The organism is Streptomyces sp. NPDC001927 (genome assembly GCF_053594455.1).
This window is the reverse complement of the sequence record NZ_JBSFEN010000004.1, coordinates 52,897-72,335: the sequence shown is the minus strand read 5'-3', so window position 1 is coordinate 72,335 and position 19,439 is coordinate 52,897. Positions and strand designations below refer to the sequence as shown.

The following is a 19,439-nucleotide window of genomic DNA, read 5'->3' as shown; positions in this document are numbered from 1 at the left end:
CCCACTCAGTGGGCGCCGCCCTGCGCCTCGAGGCGCTTGTAGGAGGCCTCGATCTCGGCCTCGGCCTCGGCGCGGCCGACCCAGTCGGCGCCCTCGACCGACTTGCCCGGCTCCAGGTCCTTGTAGACCTCGAAGAAGTGCTGGATCTCCAGGCGGTCGAACTCCGACACGTGGTGGATGTCGCGCAGGTGCTCGACGCGCGGGTCCGAGGCGGGGACGCACAGCAGCTTGTCGTCGCCGCCGGCCTCGTCCGTCATGCGGAACATGCCGATGGCGCGGCACTTGATCAGGCAGCCGGGGAACGTCGGCTCGTCCAGGATGACGAGCGCGTCCAGCGGGTCGCCGTCCTCGCCGAGGGTGTTCTCGACGAAGCCGTAGTCGGCCGGGTAGCTGGTCGAGGTGAAGAGGCGACGGTCCAGGCGGATGCGACCCGTCTCGTGGTCGACCTCGTACTTGTTCCGCGACCCCTTCGGGATCTCGATGGTGACGTCGAACTCCACGGGTGGCTCCTCCTGAATCAACACATGTGAATGCCTGCGGCAACGCGCAGTGATTAAGTGTCCCTCACGCCTGTGTGTGATCGCGAAAGGGGCTGGTCAGCAATGCCGGAGCCGAGGACCTGGCAGCTCACGGCGTGCTCTGCCGTACTCGGTCTGGCCCTGGCCGCCGGAGCGGTGACCGCCGCCGGACCGTGGGACAACGGTCAGCGTAAGGCCGAGCGCGCCCGGGCGGCCGCCGCGACCCCGACAGGTGGCGCACATCACGCGCCGCCCGCCGCCCCGCGCCGCCCCGCCCCCGCCCCGAGCGCCCCCGGAGTGCTGCGCGCGCTCGGCACCGCCGGGACCGCCCACCAGGGTGACCTCGCCGCCGTCCTGGTCCCGCTCCTCGCCGACCCCGGCCTCGGGCCGCTGCGCACCGCCTCGGTCGTCGACGTCACCACCGGCAAGCAGCTGTACGGCGAGGGCGCCACCACGGCCATGACCCCGGCCTCCACCATCAAGATCGCCACCTCGGTCGCCGCGCTCTCCGCCCTCGGCCCCGACCACCGCATCCCGACGACCGTCGTCGCCGCCCCCGACGGCCGCACGCTCACCCTCGTCGGCGGCGGCGACCCCACCCTCGACCGCGCCCGCCTGAAGGCCCTCGCCCGCGACACCGCCCGCGCCCTGAAGGCCCGCGGCATCACCGCCGTACGCCTCACCTACGACACGAGCCGCTACCAGGGCCCCGCCCGGCACCCCATCGGCCCCAACGAGAACATCGCCCCCGTCAGCGCCCTCATGCTCGACGAAGGCCGCCTGGACGGCTCCGACAGCGGCCCCGCCCCGCGCAGCGCCGACCCCGCAGGAGACGCGGCCTCCGCCTTCGCCGAGCTCCTCACCGAGGCCGGTACGAAGGTCCAGGGCGCCCCCGCCCCCGGCCGCGCCCCCAAGCCCGCCGAAGGCACCGCGAGCGGCCCCCTGGCCCGTACCGAATCCGCCCCGCTCTCCGCCCTCGTCGAGCGCACCCTCACGAACAGCGACAACGACCTCGCCGAGGCCCTCGCCCGCCAGACCGCCCTCGCCCGCAAGCAGCCCGCGAGCTTCACCGGCGCCGGCAAGGCCGTCCAGGCCGAGCTCGCCGCTCTCGGCCTGCCCACCGCCGGCGCCCGCTTCGCCGACGGCAGCGGCCTCTCCCGCGACGACCGGCTCTCCGCGGCCCTGCTCACCGGCCTGCTCACCCGAGCGGCCGACCCCGCCCGCCCCGCCCTGCGCCCCGTCCTCACCGGCCTGCCCGTCGGTGGCTTCAGCGGCACCCTCAAGGGCCGCTTCGACACCGGCACCGCCCTCGGCGGCGCCGGCCTCGTCCGCGCCAAGACCGGCACCCTCACGGGCGTCAACACGCTCGCCGGAACCGTCGTCACCGCCGACGGCCGCCTCCTCGCCTTCGCCTTCCTCGCCGGCCGCACCCCTTCCCCGTACCAGGCACAACCCGCCCTCGACCGGCTCTCGGCCGCGCTCGCGCCCCAAGCCGGACCCGTACCGAACCTGCCCTGATCGGGTCCGGAGAACGTACGGTTGACGCATGACGAGCATCGGTGGAGCCGAGATGGTCGACTGGAATCTCGCGGTCGCGACCGCGACCCGACTGGTGAAGCCGGGCCCCGAGGTGAGCCGCGAAGAGGCCCGCGAGGTCGTCGCGGAACTCCGCAGGCACGCCAAGGCGTCCGAGGAACACGTACGGGCCTTCACCCGGATGATCCCCGAGGGCCACGAACCACGGGACACCCCCGTCCTCGTCGTGGACCGCGCCGGCTGGATCAAGGCCAACGTCGCCGGCTTCCGCGAACTGCTCTCCCCGCTCCTCGACAAGATGCAGGAACGCCGCTCGAACACCCCCGGCGGCACCATGCTCGGCGCGGTCGGCGGCAAGGTCACCGGCGTCGAACTCGGCATGCTCCTGTCGTTCCTCGCCTCCCGGATCCTCGGCCAGTACGAGACCTTCGCCCCCGCCACCCGCGAACTCCCGACCGGCGAGAACGGCGGCGGCCGCCTCCTGCTCGTCGCCCCCAACATCGTCCACGTCGAACGCGAACTCGCCGTCGACCCGCACGACTTCCGGCTCTGGGTCTGCCTCCACGAAGAGACCCACCGCACCCAGTTCACCGCCGTGCCCTGGCTGCGCGACCACCTCCAGGGCGAGATCCAGTCCTTCCTCGGCGCCACCGAGGTCGACCCCTCCACCGTCGTCGAACGCCTCCGCGAAGCCGCCCAGGCCCTCGCCGGCGGCCGCCCCGAGGGCGAGGAGGGCGAACCCTCCCCCTCCCTCGTCGAGATCGTCCAGACCCCCGAGCAGCGCGAGATCCTCGGCCGCCTCACCGCCGTGATGTCCCTCCTCGAAGGCCACGCCGACTACGTCATGGACGGCGTCGGCCCCCAGGTCGTCCCCTCCGTCGCCGAGATCCGCGAGAAGTTCCAGCAGCGCCGCGCCCGCGGCGCCTCCCGCCTCGACCTCGCCCTGCGCAAGCTCCTCGGCCTCGACGCCAAACTCCGCCAGTACCGCGACGGCGAGCGCTTCGTCCGCGCCGTCGTCGACGAGGTCGGCATGGACGGGTTCAACCGCGTCTGGACCTCCCCCAACACGCTCCCCACCAAGGCCGAGATCGCCAAACCGGCCGACTGGGTGGCGAGGGTGCACCGTAAGGCAGACTCCTGAGACGGGTGCGACGTACGACGGAAGAACACACCCCCAATCACCCATCCGAGGGACCGTAGACGGAGGGTGAGGCGTGCAATGCTCGGGTAACGGCCATGTTCTGTCACCATCGACGCACTCTGAGTGACCGAACCCCCTCTTCCGACCGTTAAGACTCCGACCGAGGCACCCCACTCCTTCACGAAGGGCACCGGACATGGGTCCCCATCCTGCGGTCGCGGCGATACGCCTGGCGGTCCGCCGCGTACTCCACGACGTCCTCACCGAGCACCAGACCGCCCCCGTCGCGACAGCAGGGCGAGACCCCCTCGTGCTCGTCGCCTGCTCCGGAGGCGCCGACTCCATGGCGCTCGCCTCCGCACTCGCCTTCGAATCCCGCAAACTCGCCGTCCGCGCCGGCGGCATCACCGTCGACCACGGCCTCCAGGCCGGCTCCGCCCAGCGCGCCGCCGAGGTCGCCGGACGCATGGCCGCGCTCGGTCTCGACCCCGTCGAGACGGTCGCCGTCACCGTCGGCAGAGAAGGCGGCCCGGAGGCCGCGGCCCGCGACGCCCGCTACGCCGCCCTCGACGAGGCCGCCGAACGCCACGGCGCCACCGCCGTCCTGCTCGGCCACACCCGCGACGACCAGGCCGAGACCGTCCTCCTCGGACTCGCCCGCGGCTCCGGCATTCGCTCCCTGTCCGGCATGGCCGCCGTCTCCGGCGCCGCGGGACGCTACCGCCGCCCCTTCCTGGAGCTCGACCGGCAGACCGTCCGCAAGGCCTGCGTCGCTCAGGAACTCGCCGTCTGGGACGACCCCCACAACGCGGACCCCGCCTACACCCGCTCCCGGCTCCGCCACGAAGGCCTCCCCGCCCTCGAGAAGGCCCTCGGCAAGGGCGTCGTCGAAGCCCTCGCCCGTACGGCCCAGCTCTCCCGCGACGACGCCGACGCCCTCGACTCCTGGGCCGCCGACGCCGAAGCCGCCGTACGCGACGAGTCCGGCCGACTCGAATGCGCCAAACTCTTCGGACTCCCGCCCGCCGTCCGCCGCCGCATCCTGCGCCGCGCCATGATCGCCGAGGGCGCGCCCGCCGGTTCCCTCTTCGCCCGCCACATCGAAGAGGTCGACCGGCTCATCACCGGATGGCGTGGACAAGGCGCCATCAATCTGCCCGGCCGCGTCGAGGCACGGCGGCAGGGTGGCAGACTGGTCATTCGGCAAGGCTGACGCAAGCTGCAACGAAAGTGACCCGGGTGAACGAGAAGGACATGGGCACCGACCTCCAGTCGGTGCTCATCACCAAGGAAGAGATCGACGCGAAGCTGGCCGAGCTGGCCGCGAAGATCGACGCGGAGTACGCGGGCAAGGACCTGCTCCTCGTCGGCGTCCTCAAGGGCGCCGTGATGGTGATGGCGGACCTGGCGCGCGCGCTGTCCACCCCCGTCACCATGGACTGGATGGCCGTCTCCTCCTACGGCGCCGGCACCCAGTCCTCCGGCGTCGTCCGCATCCTCAAGGACCTCGACACCGACATCAAGGGCAAGCACGTCCTGATCGTCGAGGACATCATCGACTCCGGTCTGACGCTGTCCTGGCTGCTGTCGAACCTCGGCTCGCGCGAGCCGGCCTCCCTGGAGGTCTGCACCCTGCTGCGCAAGCCCGACGCCGCGAAGGTCGCGATCGACGTGAAGTGGATCGGCTTCGACATCCCCAACGAGTTCGTCGTCGGATACGGCCTCGACTACGCCGAGAAGTACCGCAACCTCCCGTTTGTCGGCACGCTCGCGCCGCACGTCTACGGGGGCTGACGCACGGGGAACCCGTACCGCTCTCCCGCCGTTGGAGCAAGGGAAGGCGGTCACGGGTCACCTGGCTGAGGTACCGTCCGAAGAACAGCTTTTTCTCATAGCAGCTCTCACAGCAGCATTTACCTACGGGCAGGAGGGACGGGGCGTTCTCGCTCCGTATGGATGGACGTGAAGCGATACTTCCGTGGGCCGGTCATGTGGATCGTGCTGGCCGTCCTCGCCGTGGTCGTGCTGATGCAGGTCGTCGGCTCGTCCGAGGGCTACAAGACGGTGGACACCAGCAAGGTCGTCCAGGCGATCAGTGACAAGCAGGCCGATCAGGTCAAGTTGACGACCGGTGACGAGCAGGTCATCAAGGTCGAACTCAAGAAGGACGCCGACAAGGACAAGTACGGCGGCAGCACCAAGATCCAGGCCAGCTACATCGGTGACCAGGGCGCCAACCTGACCACCACGCTCCAGGAGCAGTCCGCCGCCGGCGACCTCGACAAGGGCTACACCGTCTCCCCGGAGCGGCAGAGCCCCTTCCTGTCGGTGCTGCTCTCGCTGCTGCCCTTCGTTCTCATCGTGGTCGTCTTCCTGTTCCTGATGAATCAGATGCAGGGCGGCGGCTCCCGAGTCATGAACTTCGGGAAGTCCAAGGCCAAGCTGATCACCAAGGACACCCCGAAGACCACCTTCGCCGACGTGGCCGGTTCGGACGAGGCCGTCGAGGAGCTCCACGAGATCAAGGAGTTCCTCCAGGAGCCGGCGAAGTTCCAGGCCGTCGGCGCCAAGATTCCCAAGGGTGTGCTGCTCTACGGCCCGCCCGGAACGGGCAAGACGCTGCTCGCGCGCGCCGTGGCAGGCGAAGCGGGCGTCCCGTTCTACTCGATCTCCGGTTCCGACTTCGTCGAGATGTTCGTCGGTGTCGGTGCCTCCCGTGTCCGTGACCTCTTCGAGCAGGCCAAGGCGAACGCCCCGGCGATCGTCTTCGTCGACGAGATCGACGCGGTCGGCCGCCACCGCGGCGCCGGCCTCGGCGGCGGTCACGACGAGCGCGAGCAGACCCTCAACCAGCTGCTCGTCGAGATGGACGGCTTCGACGTGAAGGGCGGCGTCATCCTGATCGCCGCCACGAACCGGCCCGACATCCTCGACCCGGCCCTCCTGCGCCCCGGCCGCTTCGACCGCCAGATCGCGGTCGACCGTCCGGACATGCAGGGCCGTCTGGAGATCCTCAAGGTCCACCAGAAGGGCAAGCCGGTCGCCCCGGACGTCGACCTGGGCGCCGTCGCCCGCCGTACGCCCGGCTTCACGGGTGCCGATCTCTCCAACGTCCTGAACGAGGCGGCGCTCCTGACCGCCCGCTCGGACAAGAAGCTGATCGACAACCACTCGCTGGACGAGGCGATCGACCGCGTGGTCGCGGGCCCGCAGAAGCGGACCCGGATCATGTCGGACAAGGAGAAGAAGATCACCGCGTACCACGAGGGCGGTCACGCCCTGGTCGCGGCGGCCTCGCCGAACTCCGACCCGGTCCACAAGATCACGATCCTGTCCCGCGGCCGTGCCCTGGGCTACACGATGGTGCTCCCGGACGAGGACAAGTACTCGACCACCCGCAACGAGATGCTCGACCAGCTGGCGTACATGCTGGGCGGGCGCGCGGCGGAGGAGCTCGTCTTCCACGACCCCACCACGGGCGCGGCGAACGACATCGAGAAGGCCACGGCCACCGCTCGCGCGATGGTCACCCAGTACGGCATGACCGAGCGGCTCGGCGCGATCAAGTTCGGTGGCGACAACACCGAGCCGTTCCTCGGCCGTGAGATGGCGCACCAGCGCGACTACTCGGAAGAGGTCGCCGCGCTGGTCGACGAAGAGGTCAAGAAGCTCATCGAGACCGCGCACAACGAGGCGTGGGAGATCCTCGTCGAGAACCGTGACGTCCTCGACAACCTGGTCCTGCAGCTCCTGGAGAGGGAGACGCTGGGCAAGGAGGAGATCGCCGAGATCTTCGCGCCGATCGTCAAGCGCCCGGCCCGCCCGGCCTGGACGGGCTCGTCCCGCCGCACGCCGTCGACCCGTCCGCCGGTCCTCTCCCCCAAAGAGCTGGCCCTGACGAACGGCGCCAACGGCAGCGCACCGGTGGACACCACCAAGGCGATCGAGGTCGCCCCCGAGGAGGCCCCGGAGGCCTGACCTCCGCCCACCCGGAATGGAAGCCGCGCCCCCACAGGTTTTAGCCTGTGGGGGCGCGGCACATTTCGCGCCATGAGCCAGACGGAACGAGGCACAGATGACCGACCCGGTGACACTGGACGGCGAGGGCACGATCGGCGAGTTCGACGAGAAGCGCGCCGAGAACGCCGTACGAGAGCTCCTCATCGCGGTCGGCGAGGACCCGGACCGCGAGGGCCTGCGAGAGACGCCTGCGCGGGTGGCGCGGGCGTACCAGGAGATATTCGCGGGCCTGCGGCAGCAGCCGGAGGACGTGCTGACCACCACGTTCGACCTCGGGCACGACGAGATGGTGCTCGTGAAGGACATCGAGGTGTATTCGACCTGTGAGCACCACCTCGTCCCGTTCAGGGGCGTGGCGCACGTCGGCTACATCCCCTCGACGTCCGGCAAGATCACCGGCCTGTCCAAGCTGGCCCGGCTTGTCGACGTCTACGCCCGCCGCCCGCAGGTCCAGGAGCGGCTGACCACGCAGGTCGCCGACTCGCTCATGGAGATCCTGGAGCCGCGCGGCGTCATCGTCGTCTTCGAGTGCGAGCACATGTGCATGTCGATGCGCGGCATCCGCAAGCCGGGCGCGAAGACCATCACCTCGGCCGTCCGCGGCCAGCTCCGCGACCCCGCGACCCGCAACGAGGCCATGAGCCTGATCATGGCGCGATAGCGCCGTCCGTCACCGGTGTCAGGACACCGGTGACGCGCCCTTGCCGTTCGTGTCGTTCTCGTCTTCCGGGAGCTTGCAGACGCGTTCCAGGAAGAGGGCGGCGGCGATGACGGCGAAGCCGGCGAGGACCGAGAAGCCGGCGTAGATGGCCTGGTCGCGGCGGGACGGGATGTCCAGGGAGCCCAGGAGGAAGACGCCCGTGCCGCCGTACATGCCGGCGACCAGGGCGGCGACGAGGGCGCTCGCCTGGCCGAAGACCACGGCGCGGGCCGCCATCAGCGGCTCGACGCCCTTCGCGCCGGGGCGGCGCTCGCGCTGGGCCTTCAGGCGGGCGCGGATGGAGAGGGCCGTAGCCGTCAGGACGGCCGCGATCGACGCGAGGACGATCGGGGCCGCGAGCGGCACGCTCGGCAGGGTGCCGACCGCGTCCCAGAGGCGCGCGGCGCCCCAGGACAGGATTCCGGCCGCGATGAACAGTCCGGCCAGAACCTTGAGCCGCAGTTGTTTCACCGGGTGTCCTTCGTGTCGTCTCGCGGGCGGTCTTCCACGAGCCTAACGACTACTCGGGCAGACGGAGTTCCAGGTCGGCGCGCGGCACGATTCCGTCGTGGCCGAGTGCCGTGAGGAGGTCCGCGACCGGGCCGAGTCCGGGCAGCCGGGCCTCGGGGTCCACGTCGTTCCAGGGGGCCAGGACGAAGGCGCGCTGGTGGGCGCGGGGGTGGGGCAGGGTGAGGACGGGGTCGTCGGAGACCACGTCGGCGTAGGCCACGATGTCGACGTCGATGGTGCGGGCGCCCCAGCGCTCCTCGCGGACCCGGTGGAAGGCCTCCTCGACGGCGTGCGCGCGCTCCAGGAGGGAGCTGGGCGGCAGGGTCGTCTTCACGAGGGCGACGGCGTTGAGGTACGAGGGCTGGGAGCCGGGCTCGACGCCCCAGGGCTCCGTCTCGTACACGGGGGAGACGGCCTTGACCCGGAGGCCCGGGGTGTCCTCCAGGGCGTCGACGGCGCCCTGGAGGGTCTCCAGGCGGTTGCCGAGGTTGGCGCCGAGGGCGATGACGGCCCACTTGGGGTTGGACAGGGTCACGTCGGCGGCGTCGACGGCCTCGACGACGGAGGCCGGTACGGGCTGCACGGTCGGGTCGCTGTGCGTGGCTTTCATACTCGGCTCCGGGTGATGGTGATGGTCACGTCGTCGAAGGGGACCGTGATCGGCGCGTCGGGCTTGTGGACGACGACCTCGACCTCCTGGACGCCGGCGTGCTTGAGGCACTGCTGGGCGATCCGCTCGGCGAGGGTCTCGATCAGGTCCACGGGCTCGCCCTGGACGACGTCGACGACTTCCTCGGCCACGACGCCGTAGTGGACGGTCTTCGTCAGGTCGTCGTCGGCGGCCGCGGGGCGGGTGTCCAGGCCGAGGACGAGGTCGACGATGAAGGTCTGGCCTTCCTCGCGTTCCTTGGGGAAGACGCCGTGGTGTCCTCGGGCCTTGAGGCCGCGCAGCGCGACACGATCCACGCGAATCACTCCTGCTGTCGTAGTTCTTGTGGCCACGCAGCCGGGTGCGGACGGCCGGGTGTCCAGCATCGAATCTACCTGCGGGCACCGACAGCGCTTGCCCATGGGGGTTCGGGCGGCGGCCACAGGGGACTGGATGCGGCCCCTACCCAGAGGGCCGGAATCCAATCCCCGGGCTCACCCGATCGGCCCCCGGATCCCGTCAGGCGCCCGGCTCCTCGTCCTCTTCGTCGTCCGATTCGGTGAGGACGGGGGAGCCGTGGTGGGACCAGATCTTCCAGCCCTCGAATGTGCGGCGGAACACATTGGTGGCGACCACGAGCTGCCCGACGAGGGGGCCGAGCTCGGCGCCGTCCTCGGCGGGTCCGCCGCTGAGGATGTTCTCGGTGCAGGTGACGACGGCCACGTCGCCGCCGAGGGAGATCTTGACGTCGGTGAGGAAGAACTGGATGTACTCGGTGTTCGCCATGATCAGGGCGTACGAGCGGAGGACCTCGCCGCGTCCGGAGAGCACGGGCCAGCCGGGGTGGACGCAGCTGATGGGGGTGGCGCCGTCGTCGAGCCAGAGCGCGGAGACCGCTTCGAAGTCGCCGATCTCCATCGCCTCGTAGAAGGCGGTGTTCGCGGCCTCGACCGCCGAGGTGTCGGTCTGGTGGGTCACCTGGCTCCTTCGACGGCCCTGGCGACGCGTACGGCGTCGGCGGTGGCCCTGACTTCGTGGACGCGGACGGCCCAGGCGCCCTCGTGGGCGGCGATGGCGGAGACGGCGGCGGTGGCGGCGTCCCGTTCGCGGGCGGGTGGTGGGGCGGCGCCCTCGTGGGCGGTCAGGACGTGGCCGAGGAACCGTTTGCGGGAGGCGGCGACGAGCAGGGGCCTGCCGAGGGCGCGCAGTTCGGGGAGGTGGGCGACGAGGGCCAGGTCGTGCGGGGCGAGCTTGGCGAAGCCGAGGCCGGGGTCGATGACGATCCGTTCGGGGGCGATGCCGCCGTCGACGACGGCGTCCATGCGCCGGCGCAGTTCGGTGACGACGTCGGTGACGACGTCGTCGTAGACGGCGAGGCTGTTCATGTCCTGGCTGAAGCCGCGCCAGTGCATGACGACGAAGGGGACCTCGGCGGCGGCGACGGCGGGGACCATGGCGGGGTCGGCGAGGCCGCCGCTGACGTCGTTGACGAGGGTGGCGCCGGCCTGGACGGCGGCGTGGGCGACGGAGGCGCGCATGGTGTCGACGGAGACGGTGACGCCTTCGGCGGCGAGGCCGCGGACGACGGGGACGACGCGGCGCAGTTCCTCGTCCTCGTCGACGCGGCTGGCGCCGGGGCGGGTGGACTCGCCGCCGACGTCGACGAGGTCCGCGCCTTCGGCGGCCAGGTCGAGTCCGTGCTTGACGGCGGCGGTGGTGTCGAACCAGCGGCCGCCGTCGGAGAAGGAGTCGGGGGTGACGTTGACGACGCCCATGACCGCGCAGCGGTCCCACTCCGGCAGGCCCAAGGCCGTGCCCCGGCCGATCGACGTACTCATATGCCCAGCGTAGGGCCCGCTCGGCCGCGCGGACCCTACGGGCCCGTGCGCGCGGCCCGTGCGGCTCACGGGGTCGTCATGCCGCGCGGCACTCGCGGTCGGCCTGCGGGGCGACGATGTGGGCGCAGGGGCGGGGTTCGGCGGCGGCCCTGCGGCGGGCGAACGGGCGGGGCAGCTGGAGGTTGACGAAGCCCTCGGCCTGCATGGCGGCGAAGCCGATGCGGGGCAGGTCGCGGCTCTTGCGGTAGACGACGAAGCGGGGTTCCCAGCGGGGCCGGAACTTGGCGTTGAACTTGTACAGGGACTCGATCTGGAACCAGCGGGAGAGGAAGACGAGCAGTCCGCGCCAGAGCCGGAGGACCGGTCCGGCGCCGATCTTCTCGCCGCGGGCGAGGGCGGCGCGGAACATGGCGAAGTTGAGGGAGACGCGTTCAATGCCGAGGCGGGGGGAGTCCTGGAGGGCGGCGACGATGAGGAGCTCGTTCATGCCGGGGTCGGCGGAGCGGTCGCGCCGCATGAGTTCCAGGGACATGCCGTCGGGGCCCCACGGGACGAAGTGGATGATCGCCTTCAGGTCGCCGTAGGGGGAGGCGGTGCCGTCCTCGTCGGTCTTGTGCGCGGTCGCTATGACGGCGTCGCCGTCGCCGGGGTCGCCGATGCGGCCGAGGGCCATGGAGAAGCCGCGCTCGGTGTCGGTGCCGCGCCAGTCGGCGGCGGCGCGGCGGACGCGGGCGAGTTCGCCGTCGCTGAGGTCGCGGACGCGCCGCACCTTGGTGGTGTAGCCGTTGCGTTCGATCCGCTTCACCATCTGGCGCACGTTACGCATGGCGCGCCCGGAGAGGGAGAAATCCGCGACGTCCACCACCGCCTCGTCGCCGAGTTCGAGGGCGTCGAGGCCGGTCTCGCGGGTCCATACCTCGCCTCCGGTCTCGGAGCAGCCCATGACGGCGGGGGTCCAGGAGTGGGCCTTGGCCTCGTCCATGAAGCGTTCGATGGCGCCGGGCCAGGCCTCGACGTCGCCGATGGGGTCGCCGCTGGCGAGCATCACGCCGGAGACGACGCGGTAGCAGACGGCGGCCTTGCCGCTGGGGGAGAAGACGACGCCCTTGTCGCGGCGGAGGGCGAAGTGGCCGAGGGAGTCGCGGCCGCCGTGCTTGGCGAGCAGGGCGCGCAGCCGGGTCTCGTCGTCCTCGGTGAGCCGGGCGGCGGGGTGCTCGGGGCGGAAGGCGAGGTAGATGGTGGTGAGGGCGGTGAGCATGCCGAGGGCGCCGAGGGAGTAGCCGACGGTCCAGTCGACGCCGCGGCCGTAGCCGACGGGGCCTTCGAAGCCGAAGAGTCCGTACAGGACGTGTTCGAGGCGGTCGGTGAGGCTGGGGTTGCCGACGACGACGCGCGGGTGGGCGCTGACGATGACCAGGCCGAGGAGGATCGAGCCGGCGCCCATGAGGACGAAGTTGGCGAGCGCCTTCCAGCGGCTGCGCGGGTCGGGCAGGGCGGCGAACTGGTCCCGGTGGCGTACGAGCAGGGCAAGGAGCGCGAGGGAGAGCAGGGCGCCGAGGACGGAGTGGCGCCAGACGAACTGGGCGACGGCGCCGAGTGGCAGCAGGACGACGGCGGCCCGCCAGGCGCGGCGCTTGTGGCGCTTGAGGCCGTGGGCGAGGAGCAGGAGGAGGACGCCGACGCTGAGGGAGAGGGCCGCGGAGAGCGGTCCGAGCGTGCCGGGCAGGACCTCGGCGAGGGCGTGCATCCGGCTGGCCCGGAAGCGGGGGAAGACGCCCGCCGCGATGTCGATCAGGCCGACGAGGGTGCAGGCCGTTCCGACGAGGGAGGGCACCTTCTCGGGGCGTGGTCCGCGCAGAATCCGGCGCACCCGAACCGGAACCAATCCTGACTTGTCCCCATCTACCGTGACAGACATCGCTTCCCAGGCTTCCCGTAGCTCCGCGAAAGATTCGTTCTCCGGCGGCCACGCGGTGGTCAGGGGCGGGCCGGGTCCGGAGGTTTTGCGCCTTCTAGGACGGCTTCGCGGGGGAGCGGGTTCATTCACACGTACAGGAAATTCTCAGGAAGAAGGCTCGGGCGTCTCATGGGTCTCACCAGCAACAAGGTCCTGGTGCTTGCGGTCGCGCTGGCGGTGGTGTTCTTCGTGGCCACGGTCTGGCTGTGGCCGCGCCTCGCCCGGGGTGGCGTCCGGGCCGTCCTCGGCCGGATCGGGCTGCTGCTCGTGACCCAGCTCGCGCTGTTCGCCTCGGTGGGTCTCGCGGCGAACAACTCGTTCCTCTTCTACGGGTCGTGGGCCGATCTCTTCGGCCAGGAGCAGGACATGGGGGTGGTCGTCGACCACTCGGCGGCCTCCAAGGACCTCAAGGTCGTCGGTACGCAGGCGCTGGACGTGCCGGGCGGCTCCAAGCCCTCGGTCGGCGGGCAGATACAGAAGGTCGTGGTCGCGGGCGAGAAGTCGGGCATCAGCTCGCCGGCGTACGTGTACCTGCCGCCGGAGTACTTCCAGAAGGGGTACGAGAAGGCCACGTTCCCGGCCTCCGTGGTGCTCACGGGCTACCCGGGCACGGCGGAGAACCTGCTCAAGGGGCTGAAGTACCCGAAGACCGCCTTCCTCCAGGCCAAGGAGAAGAAGATGCGGCCGATGATCCTGGTGATGCTGCGGCCGACGGTGGCGCCCCCGAGGGACACCGAGTGCGTGGACATCCCGGGCGGTCCGCAGACCGAGACCTTCTTCGCGCGGGACCTGCCGAAGGCCGTCTCGGAGACGTACCGGGTGGGTACGAAGGCGCGGAACTGGGGGTTCATGGGGAACTCCACGGGCGGCTACTGCGCGCTGAAGATCGCGCTCCACCACCCGGACAGGTTCGCGGCGGGCGCCGGGTTCTCGGCGTACTACCAGGCGGCCGAGGACGTGACGACGGGCGATCTCTTCCACCGCGACGACAAGGCGCGCAAGCGGGCGAACCTGCTGTGGAGCCTGGACCACCTGCCGCAGGGCAACTCGTCGTTCCTGGTGACGACGTCGAAGCAGGGCGAGGGGAACCTGCGCGGAACCCGGGACTTCATCAAGAAGGTCAAGGCCCCGGCGCGGGTCTCCTCGATCACGCTGGACAGCGGCGGCCACAACTTCAACACCTGGAACCGGGAGATCCCGCCGGGCCTGGTGTGGATGAGCGGGCGGCTCAGCGCGAACTGAGCGTCTTGGCCGGTGCCTGCGCGGGGTCCGACGCCGGCTCCGGGGAGGCCGCGCGCAGGGCGCGGTGGACGGCGGCCGGGGTGAGCACGCCCGCGTACCGGCCGCCTTCGGCGGGGTCGGTGACGGGCAGCCAGCCGGTGTCGTTCTGCAGCAGCGCGGCCAGTGCCTCCCGGAGGGAGGCGCCGAGCGGCACCGGCTCCGGGGCGGGGCGGGTGCGGCCGGGCTCGTCCGCGGCGACCCAGCCCTCGACGCGGCCGTCCGCGTCGAGGACGACGGACCAGGGGGCGTCGGAGGCGGCGGCGTCCGCGCTCGGTGTCGGCTCGCCCGCCCGCAGGACGGGGACGTCCTCCAGGGCGCCGGCGTCCACGGCGGTGACCGAGAGCCGCTTGAGGCCGCGGTCCGCGCCGACGAAGTCGGCGACGTAGGGGGTGGCGGGGGCGCCGAGGACCCGGGCCGGGGTGTCGAACTGCTCGATGGTGCCCTGGCCGTATACGGCGATCCGGTCGCCGAGACGGACGGCCTCCTCCAGGTCGTGGGTGACCAGCAGCACGGTCTTGCGGACCTGCGACTGGAGGCGGAGGAACTCGTTCTGGAGGTGCTCGCGGACCACCGGGTCGACCGCGCCGAAGGGCTCGTCCATCAGGAGCACGGGCGGGTCGGCGGCGAGCGCGCGGGCCACGCCGACGCGCTGGCGCTGTCCGCCGGAGAGCTGCTCGGGGTAGCGGTTGCCGTACGTCTTCGGGTCGAGGCCGACCAGGTCGAGGAGTTCGGCGGCGCGGGCGCGGGCCCTGGCGCGCGGGGCGCCGAGCAGGTGCGGGACGGTCGCGGTGTTGTCGAGGACCGTGCGGTGCGGGAAGAGGCCGACCTGCTGGATGACGTATCCGATGCGGCGGCGCAGTTGGACGGGGTCGATCGCGGATATGTCCTCGCCGGCGAGGAGGACACGGCCCTCGGTCGGCTCGATGAGCCGGTTCACCATCTTCATGGTGGTGGTCTTGCCGCAGCCGGACGGGCCGACGAGCGTCACCAGTTCACCCTCGGCGACCTCGAAGGAGAGGTCGTCGACGGCGGTCGTGCCGTCCGCGTACCGCTTGGTCACATGCTCGAACCGGATCATGTTCCCCATTCTGACGCCTGAGTGACGGGTGCGTGTGAAGGGCGTGTTGCCGGAATGTGGCGGTCCTCGGCGATTGTCGGTGCCGGGGGATAGGGTCGGTCAGACATACGTTCGGCAACGGCGAGCGACCGGGGGGAGGGTACATGAGCGCGGCGAATTGCTTGGTGACGAACGACTGGATCTGCGGGGAGTATCTGCGCACGCGCAGCCAGGAATTGACCGACGCGCTGCTCCAGCACGTGGGCATCACGGCCGTGTCGGTCCTCATCGGTATCGCCGTCGCCTTTCCGCTGGCGCTGCTCGTCCGGGCCCGACCGCGGTTCGCCGGACCGGTGCTCGGTCTGACGACGCTGCTGTACACGGTTCCTTCGCTGGCGATGTTCTCGCTGCTGCTGCCGTTCTTCGGGCTCTCCGCCGCGCTGGTGGTGACGGGCCTCGTGCTGTACTCCCTGACGATTCTCGTACGGAACATGGTGGCGGGCCTGGACGCGGTGCCGGCCGAGGCGCGGGAGGCCGCGCGCGGCATGGGGTACGGCTCGGGGCGGCTGCTCTGGGAGGTCGAGCTGCCGCTCGCGCTGCCCGCGTTGATGGCCGGTATACGCATGGCGACGGTCTCCACGATCGCGCTCACGACGGTCGGCTCGATCGTCGGGCGGGGTGGTCTCGGCAACCTCATCGAGGACGCGCTGCCGACGTTCTTCAAGGCGCAGGTGCTCGCGGCCTCGGTGCTGTGCGTCCTGCTCGCGGTGGTCGCGGACCTGCTGCTCCTCGGCGTGCAGCGGCTGCTGACCCCGTGGACCCGCATACGCACGGCGCCGGGGGGCGAGTGAGCGGTGGGGATCGTGGCGGACGCCTGGAGCTGGCTGACGACCGGCGCCAACTGGGCGGGCGACGGCGGGGTGTGGCACCGCCTCGGTGAGCACGTGTACGTCAGCGGGGTCGCGCTGCTGCTCGCCTGCGCGATCGCGCTGCCGCTCGGGCTCTGGCTCGGCCACATCGGCCGGGGCGGCGCGCTCGCCGTGAACATCTCCAACGTGGGGCGGGCGATCCCCGTCTTCGCGGTCCTCGCCCTCTTCATGGTGTCGCCGCTGCGCAACGCCGGGTACGTGCCCACGGTGATCGCCCTGGTGCTCTTCGCGGTGCCGCCGCTGCTCACCAACGCGTACGTCGGGATGCGGGAGGTGGACCGGGCGGTCGTGGAGGCCGCGCGGGGGATGGGCATGTCGGGCGGACAGGTCTTCCGGAAGGTCGAACTGCCGCTCGCCCGGCCGCTGGTCATGACGGGGCTGCGGTCGGCCGCCGTGCAGGTCGTCGCCACCGCGACGATCGCGGCGATGGTCGGCCAGGGGGGCCTGGGCCGGATCATCACCGCCGGTTTCAACACCTACAACACCCCGCAGGTGGTCGCGGGCGCCCTGCTCGTGGCGCTGCTCGCCCTCGTCGTGGAGGCCGCCCTGGTGGGCGCGGACCGCCTCCTGGGCCGACGCGCCTGAACCCCCGTCATCGCTGGGCTTGGAACGAACCGCTTGTGACACGGAACGAACGACGACTAGGAGTGATCTCGTGAGCAGGACCTCGCGCATCGCGGGTGCGGTACTGGGTACGGCGGCGCTGACCGTCTCGCTCGTCGCGTGCGGCGGCGACAGCCTGGAGCAGGGGAAGGCCGGCGGCAGCGGCGGCACGTCCGGCGCCGGCAAGAAGGGCTCCCTCGTCGTGGGCGCGGCCGCGTTCACCGAGTCCAAGGTCCTCGCGGAGCTCTACGCGCAGGTGCTGAAGGACGCCGGATACGACGCGACCATCACCACGGTCAAGAACCGCGAGCTGTACGAACCCTCCCTGGAGAAGGGTGAGATCGACGTCGTACCGGAATACGCGGCGACGATCGCGGAATTCCTCAATGCGAAGGCGAACGGCCCGAAGGCGCCCGAGGAGAAGCCGGTCGCGTCCGGCGACGCGGCCGCCACGGTGGAGGCGCTGAAGAAGCTCGCGGAGCCGCGCGGCCTGAAGGTCCTCGCGGTCGGCGAGGCCGTCGACCAGAACGCCTTCGCGGTCTCGAAGGAATTCGCCGAGAAGAACAAGCTGAAGACGCTTTCCGACCTCGGCGCGTCCAAGCTGAAGGTGAAGATCGCGGCCGGTGACGAATGCGAGATACGGCCGTTCTGCGCGCCCGGCCTGAAGAAGACCTACGGCATCGACGTGACCGGGATCGACCCCAAGGGAGTCGGCACCCCGCAGGCCAAGCAGGCCGTCAAGGACGGCGTGGACCAGCTGGTGCTGACCACCACGACGGACGCCACGATCGAGTCCTTCGGCCTTGTCTTCCTCGACGACGACAAGAAGCTCCAGAACGCCGACAATGTGCTGCCGGTGGTCAATGCGAAGGACGCCGGATCGCCCGAGATCGCGGCCGCTCTCGACAAGATCACAAAGGTCCTGACCACCGCCGATCTCGCCGAACTGAACCGCAAGGTCGACGCAGAGCGCGCGAAGCCCGAGGACGTGGCGAAGACCTATCTGGAGTCGAAGGGCCTGGTCAAGAAGTAAGGCTCGGGGGAGGGGAGTCGGCCCGGTCCCGACCGGGACTCGGTCACGACGGCGAGAAGTGGCCAAGAGATTGCCGGGCCGACACCCCATACCGCGCCTACGCACGGTAAATTTCAGGCCATGCCACGTGGACGCCACCGCCATTCACCTCCCCTCCACAAGCTTCTGCCGCCCTCAGCGGTCGCCGGAGCGTCGGTCGTCTGTGCCGCGGGCGCCTGGCTGCTCGCCGATCCCGTGGCGCTGCGGCTGCTCGTGGCCGCCGCGGCCGCCGCGGCGATCACCGGTGGCGTCATCATGCGCAGTTGGGACCGGAGCGCCGGCCGGCAGGTCGCGGAGCTCACCCGGGCCCGTACGGCGGACCAGTGGAAGACCGAGGAGCGGATAGCCGAGCTCGAGGCCGACCTGGAGGAGTCGCGCGAGCTGCGGGCCAAGCTCGACGCCAAGCTGCGCGCCAAGCGGGTCGAACTCGCCGGACTGCGCGGCGAACACGCGGCGCTGCTGCGCCGGTACGCCACCGCCGAGACCGAGCGGGCCAGCGCCCTCGAAGGCCGCAGGCAGCTCGCCCTGGAGTCGTCCGGCCCGGCCAAGGAGCTGCCGGCCGCCGGATCCACGCCCACCCCGGCCGCCTACCGCCAGGCCGCCGACGCCCTGCGCAACCTCGCGCGCAACGCCGCCGCCCAGGAGGCCCGCCGGACGGCCGAGGCCGCCCGCAGCCGCGATCTCGCCGAGCGCGCCCGCGAGACGGAGGAGCCGCAGGGGAAGCACGCGGCGGCCGCCGGGAGCGAGCAGCACGCTCGACCGTCGTCCGCCGTCGTACCCGCCCCCTCGACGGCCCTCGCGGCCGTCCCCTCCGCCGTTCCCGCGGTACGCGCCGTCCCGGCCGCCTCCGCGATCGTCCCGTACGCCACGCGCCGTGTGGCCCGCCCCGAGGGCGGCTTCGACTTCTTCGGCACGCAGGGCGCACAGAAGACGGCTGCCGCCATCGAGGCCGTGCAGGACGCCGACCTGGCCGACGTGGTGGGCGAGGAGGTCCTCGCGACCGTCGTGCGCCGCACCCCCGAACAGCGGGCGATCGGCAAGGTCATCGACCTGACCGCGCACGACGAGACCGAGCAGCTCGACGTGACGGAGCTGCGCGGAGTGGTCGGCTCTTGACGATCGGGGCGCCGACGGCGCTCGCCGCGGAGGACCTCGCCGCGCGCCGCGACGAGTGGATCGCCCTGTGCGCGCAGGCCTTCTGCGGCCCGCCCTGGCACGAACCGCCGCGCGGGGCGCTGCGCACGGTCGAGCGGCTGCTCGGCAAGGCGGCGGCGCGGCAGCCCGGTTTCCGCTGCGTCGCGGTGTACGACGCCGAAGGCGCCGTGACCGGCTTCGCCGCCGGCTGGCTCGACACCGCGCTCACGGGCGGCGCGGAGGCCTTCGAAGTCGCCGAACTCGTCGTCGCCCCCGCCCACCAGGGCCGCGGCCTCGGCCGCGTACTGCACGACGCCCTCCTCGCGGAGGCCCCCGCGTCCCACCCCCGCCTGCTGATGACGCTCGACGTGCCCGAACTGCGTGAACGCTACGAACGCTGGGGCTGGACCGTGGTGGAGCGGGTGCGCCCGGAGAACGACGGCAGGGACTTCGTGCTGATGGGCAAGGGGATCTGAGGCAAGGGGACCTGAGGC

At 71.4% G+C, this 19,439-nt stretch carries 20 protein-coding genes; 12 read left to right on the top strand and 8 right to left on the bottom strand.

The features are described 5' to 3' along the window. Positions 1-5 precede the first annotated feature (5 nt). Entirely contained in the window at positions 6-500 is a 495-nt protein-coding gene (locus ACWCO8_RS10845) for an inorganic diphosphatase (protein ID WP_003968257.1), read from the bottom strand. Between the two features lie 102 nt (positions 501-602). On the opposite strand from ACWCO8_RS10845, the gene dacB reads away from it, so the two are divergent. The 6 genes from dacB to folE all read left to right on the top strand — a co-directional run bounded on the left by dacB (position 603) and on the right by folE (position 7,876). After that, the gene (gene dacB / locus ACWCO8_RS10840; protein ID WP_451031976.1) at positions 603-2,036 is read left to right on the top strand and encodes a D-alanyl-D-alanine carboxypeptidase/D-alanyl-D-alanine endopeptidase; all 1,434 of its coding nucleotides are present in this window, start codon (positions 603-605) and stop codon (positions 2,034-2,036) included. A 28-nt stretch (positions 2,037-2,064) separates the two neighbouring features. Next, a complete protein-coding gene (locus ACWCO8_RS10835; protein WP_362015765.1) occupies positions 2,065-3,195 on the top strand; it encodes a zinc-dependent metalloprotease in 1,131 nt (376 codons plus the stop codon). Between the two features lie 196 nt (positions 3,196-3,391). Beyond that, positions 3,392-4,408, top strand: a complete 1,017-nt coding sequence (gene tilS / locus ACWCO8_RS10830; RefSeq protein WP_451031975.1) for a tRNA lysidine(34) synthetase TilS — start codon at positions 3,392-3,394, stop codon at positions 4,406-4,408. A 41-nt stretch (positions 4,409-4,449) separates the two neighbouring features. Then, on the top strand, positions 4,450-4,989 hold the full coding sequence (gene hpt, locus ACWCO8_RS10825; RefSeq protein ID WP_362015860.1) for a hypoxanthine phosphoribosyltransferase: 540 nt from the start codon (positions 4,450-4,452) through the stop codon (positions 4,987-4,989). Positions 4,990-5,151: 162 nt separating this feature from the next. Beyond that, positions 5,152-7,173, top strand: coding sequence for an ATP-dependent zinc metalloprotease FtsH (gene ftsH, locus ACWCO8_RS10820; protein ID WP_362015761.1), 2,022 nt, complete (start codon positions 5,152-5,154; stop codon positions 7,171-7,173). 97 nt (positions 7,174-7,270) lie between these two features. Beyond that, positions 7,271-7,876, top strand: a complete 606-nt coding sequence (gene folE, locus ACWCO8_RS10815; protein WP_362015758.1) for a GTP cyclohydrolase I FolE — start codon at positions 7,271-7,273, stop codon at positions 7,874-7,876. Positions 7,877-7,894: 18 nt separating this feature from the next. Here the strand turns inward: folE and ACWCO8_RS10810 are convergent, their stop codons facing one another. From ACWCO8_RS10810 to ACWCO8_RS10785, 6 genes are all read right to left on the bottom strand, one after another. Beyond that, the gene (locus tag ACWCO8_RS10810; protein ID WP_451031974.1) at positions 7,895-8,386 is read right to left on the bottom strand and encodes a DUF3180 domain-containing protein; all 492 of its coding nucleotides are present in this window, start codon (positions 8,384-8,386) and stop codon (positions 7,895-7,897) included. A gap of 49 nt (positions 8,387-8,435) precedes the next feature. Beyond that, a complete protein-coding gene (gene folK, locus ACWCO8_RS10805) occupies positions 8,436-9,035 on the bottom strand; it encodes a 2-amino-4-hydroxy-6-hydroxymethyldihydropteridine diphosphokinase (protein ID WP_362015755.1) in 600 nt (199 codons plus the stop codon). Then, entirely contained in the window at positions 9,032-9,391 is a 360-nt protein-coding gene (gene folB, locus ACWCO8_RS10800) for a dihydroneopterin aldolase (protein ID WP_158988273.1), read from the bottom strand. The genes folK and folB overlap by 4 nt, the downstream gene beginning before the upstream one ends. Before the next feature lie 202 nt (positions 9,392-9,593). Beyond that, the gene (locus tag ACWCO8_RS10795) at positions 9,594-10,052 is read right to left on the bottom strand and encodes a nuclear transport factor 2 family protein (RefSeq protein WP_451031973.1); all 459 of its coding nucleotides are present in this window, start codon (positions 10,050-10,052) and stop codon (positions 9,594-9,596) included. After that, positions 10,049-10,912, bottom strand: a complete 864-nt coding sequence (gene folP / locus ACWCO8_RS10790) for a dihydropteroate synthase (protein ID WP_451031972.1) — start codon at positions 10,910-10,912, stop codon at positions 10,049-10,051. The genes ACWCO8_RS10795 and folP overlap by 4 nt, the downstream gene beginning before the upstream one ends. A gap of 76 nt (positions 10,913-10,988) precedes the next feature. Beyond that, on the bottom strand, positions 10,989-12,830 hold the full coding sequence (locus ACWCO8_RS10785; protein WP_451031971.1) for a phosphatidylglycerol lysyltransferase domain-containing protein: 1,842 nt from the start codon (positions 12,828-12,830) through the stop codon (positions 10,989-10,991). A 168-nt stretch (positions 12,831-12,998) separates the two neighbouring features. Here ACWCO8_RS10785 and ACWCO8_RS10780 point away from each other — a divergent pair, with 168 nt between their 5' ends. Next, positions 12,999-14,111 carry an alpha/beta hydrolase gene (locus tag ACWCO8_RS10780; protein ID WP_451031970.1) on the top strand — a complete coding sequence of 371 codons (1,113 nt, stop codon included), beginning with the start codon at positions 12,999-13,001 and terminating at the stop codon, positions 14,109-14,111. On the opposite strand, the gene ACWCO8_RS10775 is transcribed toward ACWCO8_RS10780, so the two are convergent. Beyond that, positions 14,098-15,228: an ABC transporter ATP-binding protein gene (locus ACWCO8_RS10775; protein WP_451031969.1), complete on the bottom strand. Its 1,131-nt coding sequence runs from the start codon at positions 15,226-15,228 to the stop codon at positions 14,098-14,100. The genes ACWCO8_RS10780 and ACWCO8_RS10775 overlap by 14 nt on opposite strands. A 143-nt stretch (positions 15,229-15,371) precedes the next feature. Between ACWCO8_RS10775 and ACWCO8_RS10770 the strand changes: the two genes are divergently transcribed. The 5 genes from ACWCO8_RS10770 to ACWCO8_RS10750 all read left to right on the top strand — a co-directional run bounded on the left by ACWCO8_RS10770 (position 15,372) and on the right by ACWCO8_RS10750 (position 19,421). Then, complete coding sequence (locus tag ACWCO8_RS10770; protein ID WP_362015739.1) at positions 15,372-16,058, top strand: ABC transporter permease; 687 nt, start codon at positions 15,372-15,374, stop codon at positions 16,056-16,058. 3 nt (positions 16,059-16,061) lie between these two features. Continuing rightward, positions 16,062-16,721: an ABC transporter permease gene (locus ACWCO8_RS10765; RefSeq protein ID WP_451031968.1), complete on the top strand. Its 660-nt coding sequence runs from the start codon at positions 16,062-16,064 to the stop codon at positions 16,719-16,721. Between the two features lie 70 nt (positions 16,722-16,791). Beyond that, positions 16,792-17,772, top strand: a complete 981-nt coding sequence (locus tag ACWCO8_RS10760; protein ID WP_362015735.1) for an ABC transporter substrate-binding protein — start codon at positions 16,792-16,794, stop codon at positions 17,770-17,772. Between the two features lie 120 nt (positions 17,773-17,892). Beyond that, on the top strand, positions 17,893-18,927 hold the full coding sequence (locus tag ACWCO8_RS10755) for a hypothetical protein (RefSeq protein ID WP_362015733.1): 1,035 nt from the start codon (positions 17,893-17,895) through the stop codon (positions 18,925-18,927). Next, the gene (locus tag ACWCO8_RS10750; RefSeq protein ID WP_451031967.1) at positions 18,924-19,421 is read left to right on the top strand and encodes a GNAT family N-acetyltransferase; all 498 of its coding nucleotides are present in this window, start codon (positions 18,924-18,926) and stop codon (positions 19,419-19,421) included. The genes ACWCO8_RS10755 and ACWCO8_RS10750 overlap by 4 nt, the downstream gene beginning before the upstream one ends. The last annotated feature ends 18 nt before the right edge of the window (positions 19,422-19,439 follow it).

Bases quoted from the DNA above. Each gene is read 5' to 3' on its own strand.
- dacB (WP_451031976.1), top strand. From the start codon at position 603: ATGCCGGAGCCGAGGACCTGGCAGCTCACGGCGTGCTCTGCCGTACTC.
- ftsH (WP_362015761.1), top strand. From the start codon at position 5,152: ATGGACGTGAAGCGATACTTCCGTGGGCCGGTCATGTGGATCGTGCTG.
- folE (WP_362015758.1), top strand. From the start codon at position 7,271: ATGACCGACCCGGTGACACTGGACGGCGAGGGCACGATCGGCGAGTTC.
- folP (WP_451031972.1), bottom strand. From the start codon at position 10,912: ATGAGTACGTCGATCGGCCGGGGCACGGCCTTGGGCCTGCCGGAGTGG.
- ACWCO8_RS10755 (WP_362015733.1), top strand. From the start codon at position 17,893: ATGCCACGTGGACGCCACCGCCATTCACCTCCCCTCCACAAGCTTCTG.
- folK (WP_362015755.1), bottom strand. From the start codon at position 9,035: ATGAAAGCCACGCACAGCGACCCGACCGTGCAGCCCGTACCGGCCTCC.
- hpt (WP_362015860.1), top strand. From the start codon at position 4,450: ATGGGCACCGACCTCCAGTCGGTGCTCATCACCAAGGAAGAGATCGAC.
- ACWCO8_RS10785 (WP_451031971.1), bottom strand. From the start codon at position 12,830: ATGTCTGTCACGGTAGATGGGGACAAGTCAGGATTGGTTCCGGTTCGG.
- ACWCO8_RS10835 (WP_362015765.1), top strand. From the start codon at position 2,065: ATGACGAGCATCGGTGGAGCCGAGATGGTCGACTGGAATCTCGCGGTC.
- tilS (WP_451031975.1), top strand. From the start codon at position 3,392: ATGGGTCCCCATCCTGCGGTCGCGGCGATACGCCTGGCGGTCCGCCGC.
- ACWCO8_RS10775 (WP_451031969.1), bottom strand. From the start codon at position 15,228: ATGATCCGGTTCGAGCATGTGACCAAGCGGTACGCGGACGGCACGACC.
- ACWCO8_RS10770 (WP_362015739.1), top strand. From the start codon at position 15,372: ATGAGCGCGGCGAATTGCTTGGTGACGAACGACTGGATCTGCGGGGAG.
- ACWCO8_RS10780 (WP_451031970.1), top strand. From the start codon at position 12,999: ATGGGTCTCACCAGCAACAAGGTCCTGGTGCTTGCGGTCGCGCTGGCG.